The sequence below is a fragment of the Streptomyces pseudovenezuelae genome (genome assembly GCF_029892565.1).
In the GTDB taxonomy this organism is placed as follows: Bacteria; Actinomycetota; Actinomycetes; order Streptomycetales; family Streptomycetaceae; genus Streptomyces; species Streptomyces pseudovenezuelae_A.
In genome coordinates this window covers 563,431-574,085 of record NZ_JARXVH010000001.1, presented here as the reverse complement: position 1 = coordinate 574,085, position 10,655 = coordinate 563,431, and the positions used below count along the sequence as shown (strand labels likewise).

The 10,655-nt window shown below is 67.9% G+C and carries 6 protein-coding genes; 4 read left to right on the top strand and 2 right to left on the bottom strand.

Annotation, left to right across the window (positions count from 1 at the left end; all coding sequences use genetic code 11):
• Positions 1 to 7 precede the first annotated feature (7 nt).
• A complete protein-coding gene (locus tag M2283_RS02575; protein ID WP_280874265.1) occupies positions 8 to 706 on the top strand; it encodes an SDR family oxidoreductase in 699 nt (232 codons plus the stop codon).
• 35 nt (positions 707 to 741) lie between these two features.
• Here M2283_RS02575 and M2283_RS02570 read toward each other — a convergent pair whose 3' ends face one another.
• Both M2283_RS02570 and M2283_RS02565 read right to left on the bottom strand, forming a co-directional pair.
• Positions 742 to 1,437, bottom strand: coding sequence for a glycoside hydrolase family 75 protein (locus M2283_RS02570; protein WP_280874264.1), 696 nt, complete (start codon positions 1,435 to 1,437; stop codon positions 742 to 744).
• 212 nt (positions 1,438 to 1,649) lie between these two features.
• Complete coding sequence (locus tag M2283_RS02565; protein ID WP_280874263.1) at positions 1,650 to 2,486, bottom strand: aldo/keto reductase; 837 nt, start codon at positions 2,484 to 2,486, stop codon at positions 1,650 to 1,652.
• Positions 2,487 to 2,891: 405 nt separating this feature from the next.
• Here M2283_RS02565 and M2283_RS02560 point away from each other — a divergent pair, with 405 nt between their 5' ends.
• From M2283_RS02560 to M2283_RS02550, 3 genes are read left to right on the top strand one after another with little or no spacing between them, the layout of a single operon-like run.
• Complete coding sequence (locus tag M2283_RS02560) at positions 2,892 to 4,076, top strand: glycoside hydrolase family 88/105 protein (protein ID WP_280874262.1); 1,185 nt, start codon at positions 2,892 to 2,894, stop codon at positions 4,074 to 4,076.
• 4 nt (positions 4,077 to 4,080) lie between these two features.
• Complete coding sequence (locus tag M2283_RS02555; RefSeq protein WP_280874261.1) at positions 4,081 to 8,613, top strand: glycosyl hydrolase family 28 protein; 4,533 nt, start codon at positions 4,081 to 4,083, stop codon at positions 8,611 to 8,613.
• Complete coding sequence (locus M2283_RS02550) at positions 8,610 to 10,652, top strand: PQQ-dependent sugar dehydrogenase (RefSeq protein WP_280874260.1); 2,043 nt, start codon at positions 8,610 to 8,612, stop codon at positions 10,650 to 10,652. The genes M2283_RS02555 and M2283_RS02550 overlap by 4 nt, the downstream gene beginning before the upstream one ends.
• The last annotated feature ends 3 nt before the right edge of the window (positions 10,653 to 10,655 follow it).

The following is a 10,655-nucleotide window of genomic DNA, read 5'->3' as shown; positions in this document are numbered from 1 at the left end:
TAATCACATGACCGACTCTCCGGTCGCACTCATCACCGGCGGCGGCAGCGGCATCGGCGCCGCCGTGGCGCGGCGCCTGCTCGACGCGGGCCACCGGGTGGCCGTCACCGGCCGCGGGGAGGCACGGCTGCGCGGCTTCGCCGAGGAACTCGGCGACCCGGACGGCCTGTTGACGCTCGTCGGCAACGCGGCCGACTACGACGACGTCCAGGCGGCCGTCGCGACCACCATCAAGGAGTTCGGGCGGCTGGACACGGTGGTGGCCAACGCCGGTTCCGCCACCCACGACACGGTGGCGGAGGGCGACCCGGCCGGCTGGACCGACATGGTGCTCACCAACGTGCTCGGCCCCGCGCTCCTCATCCGGGCGTCCATCGACGCCCTCAAGGAGACCCGGGGCCGGATCGTGCTGGTGGGCAGTGTCGCCGGCTTCGTGAACGGTCCGGGCAACATCTACGGCGCGACGAAGTGGGCGGTGACCGGTCTCGCCGAGAACACCCGGCGCCAGGTCACCGACTGGGGCGTCGGCGTGACCCTGATCGCCCCGGGCCGCGTGGAGACGCCCTTCTGGGACGGGAACGGACTCCCGCCGGGGCATCTGCTCACCGCCGACCAGATCGCGGAGACGGTCGTGTGGGCCGTCCGGCAGCCCGACGGTGTCGACATCAACACCGTCGTCGTACGGCCGCTCGGACAGCCCAACTGACCGTCGCTCCTGCGTAGTTCCTGAGCTGGTTCCTGTCAGTTGTTCTGCAGGAACTGCTTGGCCAGGCTGTCCCCCAGCGTGACCGCCGAGTTGTGGTTCTCGATGGGGGACACCTTCGAGTTCTTGAACAGGATGTAGGTGACGCCGGAGTCGGTGCCGCCGGTCTCGGGGTTGGGGTCGATGCCGAGCGCCTTGGCGGTGGCGTAGGAGGCCTCGCCGATGATGTTCGTCGGGCCGGTGTCGCCCACGACGGCGTACTCCACCTTGTTGTTGTAGATCACGGCGACCACGCCGCCGCCCTTGATGCCGGCGCTGGAGTAGTTCCAGATGCTGCTGGAGCTGGGCACGACGACGTACGGCAGTGAATCGGCCCTGAGGGGCTGGCCGTTGGACTGGTGGAAGGCCGTGTCGTCCTGGTACCAGGGGTCGGTGGACTCGCTGCACTTCGCGGTGCGCTGTCCGTCGCAGTCGATGTCCATGTCGGCCTTCCAGAACACGGCGCCGTTCTTGCCGCACACCGGAATGGTGGCCGAAGTCTCGTCGTCGGTACGGTACTTGCCGTTGGAGAGCTGCTGACACGAGGTCACCTTGGCGAGGAGGGAGGCCGCGCTGACCGAGCCCTCCTGGGCGGACGCCGGACCCGCGGAGCCGGTCGCTTGGGCCGGGAGGACTCCGGCCGCGAGGAGAGCGGCACCTGAGGCCGCGGCGAGGGTCAGTGTTCGTATGCGCACTGGTGGGGGACCCTTCTGTTAGGAAAGTTTCCTTACCGGGTGCGGTACAAGGTGGTCCCATCGACGTGTCCGCGTCAACCCCTCCGACCTTCTTTTGGTACGGACCTGGTCCGCCGTACGGGTGAGTACCCGACGGTCGAGTGGGCGCGGGCACGCCAAAGGGCCGCCCGTCCTGGGTGGACGGGCGGCCCTGAAGGGGTCGTCGGGTGCGGTCAGCCGGCGTTGAACGTCGACGGGTCCGGGCCGAGGCGACGGTCCTCGTTCAGCGCGCTGATCGCCGCCAGATCCTCGGTGTCCAGGCTGAAGTCGAAGACCTCGATGTTCTCCTTGATCCGGGACGGCGTCACGGACTTCGGGATCACGACGTTGCCGAGCTGGAGGTGCCAGCGCAGCACGACCTGGGCCGGGGTGCGGTTGTGCTTCTGGGCGATGGCGATGATCGCCGGGACCTCCAGGAGGCCACGGCCCGAGCCGAGCGGCGACCAGGCCTCGGTCGCGATGCCCTGCTCCGCGTGGTACTCACGCCCCGCGTGCTGCTGGAACTGCGGGTGCAGTTCGATCTGGTCGACCGCCGGGATCACCGACGTCTCCGCGATGAGCCGCTTGAGGTGCTCCGGCTCGAAGTTGGAGACACCGATCGCACGGACCCGGCCGTCGGCGAGGAGCTTCTCGAACGCCTTGTACGTGTCGACGTAGTCGTCCCGGGCCGGTGTCGGCCAGTGGATCAGATACAGGTCGAGATACTCCAGGCCGAGCTTGTCCAGCGACGTGTCGAAGGCGCGCAGCGTCGCGTCGTAACCGTGGTCGGCGTTCCAGAGCTTGGTGGTGACGAACACGTCCTCGCGGGGGACGTCGGAGGCCGCGATGGCCTTGCCGGTGCCCTCTTCGTTGCCGTAGATCGCCGCTGTGTCGATGCTGCGGTACCCGGCCTCGAGCGCGGTGGCGACCGCCCGCTCCGCCTCGTCGTCCGGCACCTGCCAGACGCCGAAGCCCAGCTGGGGCATCTCGACGCCGTTGTTGAGGATGATCGGGGGGACCTTGCTGCTCACGAGCTCTCGATCCTTACGGTTGCCGTCGGGTGGTACTCCCATGGTCAACGATTACGTGCCGTGATGCATTCCTGACCCCGGAATCCGCGCAGATTCCTCTCGAACTGACCGGCGGTTCAGTTCCGGAGGCCGAGAATGGCCGGAAAGCATCCGACCTCCTGGGCCGGAACCATTGACCGTGCCTCGTCATGCCGGGACTCTGGATCGCGCTGTCGAACGTATCGATGAACCCGGTGCACGCATGTGAACGTCGCCTGTGCTTGGGTTTTGCACGCTCCCAGACCCCCCACTCCCCTGGAGAGCAGGTATGCGCACATGAACGAGAACGTGTTCGCGGCCTCCCGAACGGAGCCGTCCACTCCGAGAACATCGGATGAAAGCGTCCGTCGACGTCGGCGCCCGCGGGTGGCGCTCACGGCAGTCGCGCTCACCACCGCCATCCTGACCGCCCTGCCGGCCGCCGTACCGGCGTCGGCCGTGGCCGCTCCCGCGCCCCCTGCCGGGGCAGCGGTGGGCCGTCCCGTCGCCGCCCCCGACTGGTCCACGGCCGTCGTCGACTCCACGACCGCCCGCTACACGCCGAGCACCATCGGCGGTTGGTCCTACCCCGTCGGCCTCTACCTCTACGGCCAGTACCTCACCTACAAGCGCACCCACGATCCGCGCTATCTGACCTACATCAAGAGCTACGTCGACCGCTTCGTGAAGAGCGACGGCTCCATCGACCAGTCCTTCGACAGCCTGGACAGCATGCAGGCCGGGCGGCTGCTGGTGGTCCTGCACCACGAGACCGGCCAGGACCGCTACCGCAAGGCGGCCAAAAAGATCCGCGACCGTCTCAACACCTATCCGCGCACGAGCGACGGCGGTTTCTGGCACGCCGACACCAGCAGCCGGGCGCACCAACTGTGGGCGGACGGCGTCTACATGGTGAACCCGTTCCTCGTCGAGTACGGCAAGGAGTTCGGTGACCGCGCCTACACCGACGACGAGGCGGCCCGGCAACTCGCCGTCTACGGCAGCCACCTCCAGGTCGCCAACGGACTGCTCAAGCACGCCTACGACGAATCCAGGACGGTGAGTTGGGCGGATCCGCAGACCGGTCTCGCCCCCGAGCACTGGTGCCGGGCGGTCGGCTGGTACTCCATGGCGATCGTCAACGTCCTCGACGCGATCCCCGCGAACCAGACACGCAGGGCCCAACTCCTCGGCATCCTCGGGCGGTTGGCGGCCGGCCTGGAGAAGTACCAGGACCCGGCGTCCGGACGCTGGTTCCAGGTGATGGACAAGGGTGACCGGGCCGACAACTGGACCGAGACGTCCTGCTCCAGCATGTTCACCTACGCCCTCTCGCGCGGCGCCCAACAGGGCTATCTGGACCCGCACTTCGCCACCGTCGCCCGGCGCGGCTACGAGGGCGTGCTGGCGAAGCTGTCGGTCGGCGCGGACGGCCGCACGAACCTGGCCGACATCACCGTCGGCACGAACGTCGGCGACTACGCGTACTACATCGCCCGCACCCGTGCCACCAACGACTTCCACGGCCTCGGGGCCTTCCTGATCATGAACGAGCAGCTGCGAGGTGATTAGTGTCATGAGCACGTTCAGAAGTGGGCCCGGAAGCGCGCCCGGAAGTACGCCCACCCCTCGCACCCGTGGTGCGGCGACGATCGTCCTCCTGGTCCTCGCCGTCGTCCTCGGTCTGACCCACCCCTCGACCGCTCTCACGGCCCAGCGACACCCTGCCGCCACGTACGACGTGCGTGACTACGGCGCCAAGGGCGACGGCTCGGCCAACGACACCCCGGCCATCAACAAGGCGATCGACGCGGCCGGTTCAGCGGCGGGTGGCGGCACCGTCCGCTTCCCGGCCGGCGCCTACAAGTCCAAGAACACCATCCGCATGAAGAGCCATGTGACGCTCCAGGTCGACCGGGGCGCCACGATCCAGGGCTCCAGCGCCGACACGTACGACAAGGCCGAGGCCAACCCGTACGACGCCTACCAGGACTACGGGCACAGCCACTTCCACGACGCGATGATCTACGGCGACCGGCTGACCGACATCGGCTTCGTCGGCGAGGGTGTCATCGACGGCATGGGCAACCTGATCACCGGCAACCCCAAGTCCGGCGAGGCCGACAAGATCATCTCGCTGACCCGGTGTGACGGGCTGAGGATCGGCGACGGCCTCACCCTGCGTCGCGGCGGCCACTTCGCGGCCCTCATCAACGGCTGCGAGGACGTCACCTCGGACCGGCTGACCATCGACACCGCGAGCGACCGCGACGGCTGGAACATCATCTCCACGACGAACGTCACGGTGACGAACGCGAACATCAAGGCCAACGACGACGCCCTGGTCTTCAAGAGCGACTACGCGCTCGGCGCCAAGCTCCCCAACGGCCATGTCAGGGTGCGCGATTCGTATCTCTCGGCCAAGTGCTGCAACGCCCTGATGTTCGGCTCCGAGACCTGCGGCGACTTCTCGGACTACCAGTTCGAGAAGATCCGCATCGAGGGCGCCGACAAGTCCGGCCTCGGCATGGTCTCGATGGACGGCGCGAAGATCTCCGACGTCCACTACCGCGACATCACCATGACCGGCGTCCACTCGCCGATCATGCAGAAGATCGGGACCCGGAAGCGGTGCGGGAACAGTCCCGGCATCGGCTCCATCAGCGACATCACCTACGACAACATCACAGCCACCGGCAACTCCCCGTCGTTCAGCCCGACTCTGTGGGGCGAGACCGGTCACCGGATCCACGGCGTCACGTTCACCAACGTCGACATCACGGTCCCCGGCGGCAACGGCACCATGTCGACCGGCGTGCCGAGCAACGACCCGAACGACTACAACCCCAAGGCCATCGGCACCCGGCCGGCCTACGGCTGGTACCTGCACAACGCCGACGACGTCCAATTCACCGACAGTTCCGTGAAGTTCGCGGCGAACGACGGACGGCCGGCGGTCATCGCCAACGCGGCGAGCGATATCCGATTCACCGGCTTCACCGCACAGCGCGGCACCGACTCGCCCTACGACCTGGGCTTCCAGAACGTGAGTGGTTACTGCGTGAGCGGCGCCGGTTCGCCGCGCGTGTCCAGCGCCGGCTCCACCGAGAACTGCGCGACCGCGAACGCCCGCCCGCTCGACCTCGACAACCCCCGCCAGGACTTCCTCCGTGCCTCCGTCGGCGGCCTCTTCCTGCACTGGGGCCTGCGCACCGCCCCCGCCCACACCAGTTGCAGTGCCTGGGAGAGTGACGTCACCAACGGCGGCTGGACGCCCGACTACTGGGTGAACGAGGCGCGCAAGCTGCACACCCAGTACCTCGTCCTCGCCACCTTCCACAGCCGCCTCGGCTACGCCCGCCCCTGGCCCTCGAAGATCCCCGGCTCCTGCGCCACCAAGCGGGACTTCCTCGGCGAACTCATCACCGCCGCCAAGGCCAAGGGCATGAAGGTCGTCCTCTACATGACCGATGACCCCCAGTGGCACGACGAGGGCGGCCACGAGTGGCTCGACTCGGCCGCCTACTCCGCCTACAAGGGCAAGGACGTCGACCTGACCACCCGCGACGGCTTCGGGCAGTTCGGCTACGACAACTTCTTCGAGGTCATGGACCGCTATCCCGACCTCGGCGGCTTCTGGATCGACAACGACAACGCGTACTGGGAGAGCCACGACCTCTACCGGCAGATCTACGAGAAGCGCCCGAACTACACGATCAGCAACAACAACGAAGACACGCCAATCATGGACATGATCAGCAACGAGCAGAAGACGGGGATGACTCCCGACTACGACTACCCGCAGGCCGTCTACGCGGCCCAACCCCGCCTGACCGAGGCCGACTTCAAGCTGCCCTCGACCGGAGCGTGGTGGTACGACGGCTCCGACCCGTCCGTCGACAGAAAGCTCACCCTCGGCCGCCTGGTCACCAACGCGGGCTCCTCCGTGAAGGCGTTGATGGCCGAGACCGCCCAGGTCAACGGCAGGTTCCCGGCCAACCAGACCGCCTTCAACACCTTCGCCGACTCCTATCTCGACCCCATCCGGGAGTCGTTGCACGGCACCGAGGGCGGCGGGTACATGTACGGCGGCCTCAAGCCCGGCTTCTGGAACGACGGCGCGCACGGCGTGACGACGATCAGCCGCAGCGACCCGGACCTGCAGTACGTCCACGTCCTGACCCCGCCGTCCACCGGCACCCTGCGCATCCGCGACAACGGCTACCGCATCGCCTCCGTCACCAACCTCCGTACCGGAGCGCCGATTTCGTGGTCGCAGTCCGGCGGCGTCCTCACCCTGACCGGCCTCGGCTCCTGGGACCCGTACGACACCGTCTTCAAGGTCACGACCGCGGGCCGCCAGGGCATCCTCACCGGAGTCAAGGTGAGCGCGAGCGCCTCGGCGAGCGGGCACGCGGCGACGGCCGCCGGTGACGGCAGCTACCTCACCTACTGGGACAACGACAAGACCCTCCCCGTCAACCTCACCTTCGACCTCGGCGCGGCCAAGAAGGTGCGGTACATCGGGCTCAACCAGCGCGAGGACTCCGTCGCCTACGCCCGCTCGGCCACCGAGCAGTCCGCCCGCATCAAGGACTACAAGGTGTTCCTGAGTAACGACGGGACCACCTGGGGGAGCGCGGTGAAGACCGGGCAACTCCCCAGCCGGCGCGGCATCCAGGGCATCGACCTCACCACCGCGAACGCCCGCTACGTACGCCTGGAGGTCGACACCACCTGGGCCGAGTCCACCGACACCACCCGCTACCGGCGACTGCGCGTCGACGAGGCCTGGATCGGCACCTCGTACGCCACCCCGGCGACCTACACACCCAAGTCGGACAACGGCCAGTCCCTACGGCCCTCGATGGGCTGGAGCAGTTGGAGCTTCGTGCGCCGTACGCCCACCGAGGCGAAGATCAAGGCGCAGGCCGACGCGATCGTGTCGAGCGGGCTCAAGGACCACGGCTTCGTGAACGTCAATCTCGACGACTTCTGGCAGAAGTGCGACGCCAACGGCTTCGTCGTCGACTCCTACGGCCGCTGGACCGTCGACCCGGCCAAGTTCCCGTCCGGCATCAAGGCGTTGGCCGACTACATCCACGGCAAGGGGCTGAAGTTCGGCTTCTACGTCACGCCGGGCATCGCCAAGAACGCGGTCACCGCCAACACACCGATCGAGGGGACCTCGTACCACGCGAAGGACATCGCGGACACGTCCAGGACCGAGAAGAACTACAACTGCAAGAACATGTACTACATCGACTACGGGAAGCCGGGCGCGCAGGAGTTCGTGAACTCGTGGGCCAAGCAGTTCGCGTCCTGGGGAGTCGACTACCTGAAGATCGACGGCGTGGGCAGCGCCGACATCCCGGACGTCCAGGCCTGGGACAAGGCGCTGCGGGCGAGCGGACGGCCCATCACCTTCGCCCTCTCCAACAACCTTCCGATCGCCGACGGCGCCACCTGGCGGCAGCTCGCGAACAGTTGGCGCACCCAGGGGGACGTCGAGTGCTACTGCGGCCCTGGCTCCAACGGCAGCGGCTATCCGCTGACCGACTGGTCCCATGTGTCCGCCCGCTTCAACTCGGCCGCCTCCTGGCAGCCGTACGCCGGTCCGGGCGGCTGGAACGACCTCGACTCGCTGGAGATCGGGAACGGCGACCAAGTCGGCCTCACCGCCGACCAGCGCCGCGCGCACTTCACGCTGTGGGCGATGGCGGCCTCCCCGCTGCTGCTCGGCACCGACCTCACCCAACTGGACGCCGTCGACAAGGCGATGCTGACCAACGACCGACTGATCGGAGTCGACCAGGACGGGGTGGCCGCGAAACGGGTTGTGAACAGTGGTGTCAAGCAGGTCTTCAGTAAACGGGAGAACAGCGGTGCCTACGTGGTCGCGCTGTTCAACACCGGGACGTCCGGCAACTCGACGGTCTCCGTGAACTGGTCGCAGGTGGGGTTCACCGGCTCCGGTGACGTCACGGACCTCTGGTCCGGCTCCCACAAGGGCGTGATCGCCGATTCATACAGCGCGACGCTGCGGCCGGGCGAAACACGGCTGATCCGTGTGAACCCGGTCAACAGCGAGGTGAGGGGACAATCATGAAACGCGACAGAGTTCTCGCCCGGGCCGTCCCGCTGGCCCTCTCCTTCGCCCTCGCCGTGCCCCTCGTCGGCCTGGGCCAGGGCACCGCGAGCGCGGCCACCGACTACCAGGCCGAGGACGCGGCCATCTCGCAGGGCACGGTCGCCACCAACCACACCGGCTACACGGGCACGGGCTTCGTCGACTACACCAACATCAAGGGCTCCTATGTGGAGTTCACGGTGAGCGCGACCGCCGCCGGCACCTCGGCGCTGACCCTCCGCTTCGCCAACGGGACCGCCGTCGACCGGCCGATGGACATCTCCGTCAACGGCGCGGTCGTCCAGTCCGCCGTCTCCTTCCCGGCCACCGCCGACTGGAACACCTGGACCACCAAGACCCTCAACGTCCCGCTGACCGCGGGCTCCAACAAGGTCCGCGCCACCGCGACCACCGCCGACGGCGGCCCCAACCTCGACCGCGTCAGCCTCGCCGCCGCGGCCGACACCCAGGCCCCGACCCGCCCCGGCCAGCCGAGTTGCCCGGACATCGGCGAGGACGGGCTCACCCTGGCGTGGGGCGCCTCGACGGACAACGTGGCCGTCGCGGCGTACGACCTCTACGAGCACGGCAACAAGATCGGGGAGGCGCCCGGGAGTTCGACGTCGAAGGCGCTGACCGGGCTCACCCCGAACACCACCTACAACCTCACGGTCATCGCCCGCGACGCGGCCGGCAACACGTCCGCCGCCAGCCCCGTCGTCGACTGCACCACCGAGACCAGCTCCGACACCACCGCGCCGACCGAGCCGGGCACGCTGTCCGCGACCGACATCACGGCGAACAGCGTCGGCCTCGGCTGGGGCGCCTCGACGGACGACCGCGCGGTCGTCGCGTACGACGTCCGCAGTGACACCACGGTCTACAAGACCGTCACCGGCGGTACGACGACCACGCTGACCGGGCTCGCCTGCAACAGCCCGTACAGCCTGAACGTCGTCGCCAGGGACGCGGCCGGCAACGTCTCCGCGGCGAGCAACACCGTCACCTTCACGACGAAGGCCTGCGCGACGGACGGCGGGGTCCCGTCCTCGGTCGCGTCCCTCTCGACCGGCTGGACCATCCCGTGGGGCACCTACTGGATGCCCGACGGCAAGACCGCGCTGGTCACCGAGCGGGACGACTTCCGGGTCTGGAAGGTGACCAAGGACGGTGCGCGGACGCAGGTCGGGACCGTGCCCGAAGCGGTGACCACGAACGGCGAGGGCGGACTGCTCGGCGTGGCCGCCGACCCCAAGTGGGAGACCAACCACTACGTCTACTTCATGCACACCGCGTCCGAGGGCAACCGCGTCGTCCGCATGACCTACGACGGCACCAAGCTCACCGACTACAAGATCCTGCTCCAGGGCATCAAGAAGAACCGCTACCACAACGGCGGCCGCCTCGCCTTCGGCCCCGACGGCTACCTCTACGTCTCCACCGGCGAGGCCCAGACACCCGACCTCGCCCAGGACAAGAACTCCCTCAACGGCAAGATCCTGCGCATGACGACGGACGGCAAGGCGGCCCCCGGCAACCCGTTCGGCAACTACGTCTACAGCCTCGGTCACCGCAACCCGCAGGGTCTCGCCTTCGACCGCAACGGCCGGCTGTGGGAAGCGGAGTTCGGCAACAGCTCCAAGGACGAACTGAACCTCATCAAACCGGGCGCCAACTACGGCTGGCCCACCTGCGAAGGCACCTGCGGCGTCTCGGGCATGACCAACCCCAAGGCCACCTGGAACGTCAACGAGGCCTCCCCGAGCGGCATCGCCATCGTCCGCAACGTCGTCTACATGGCGTCCCTGCGCGGCGAGCGGCTGTGGCGCATCCCGATCAACGGCGACAACGAGAGCGTCGGCACGCCGACGGCGTACTACGTGGGGACCTACGGGCGGCTGCGCACGGTCACCAAGGTGCCGGGCGCCGACCAGTTGTGGCTGTCGACCACCAACTGCGACAACAACGGAGGTGCGGCGGACGGTGCGGACAAGATCTTCCGCGTGAACATCAGCTGAGCG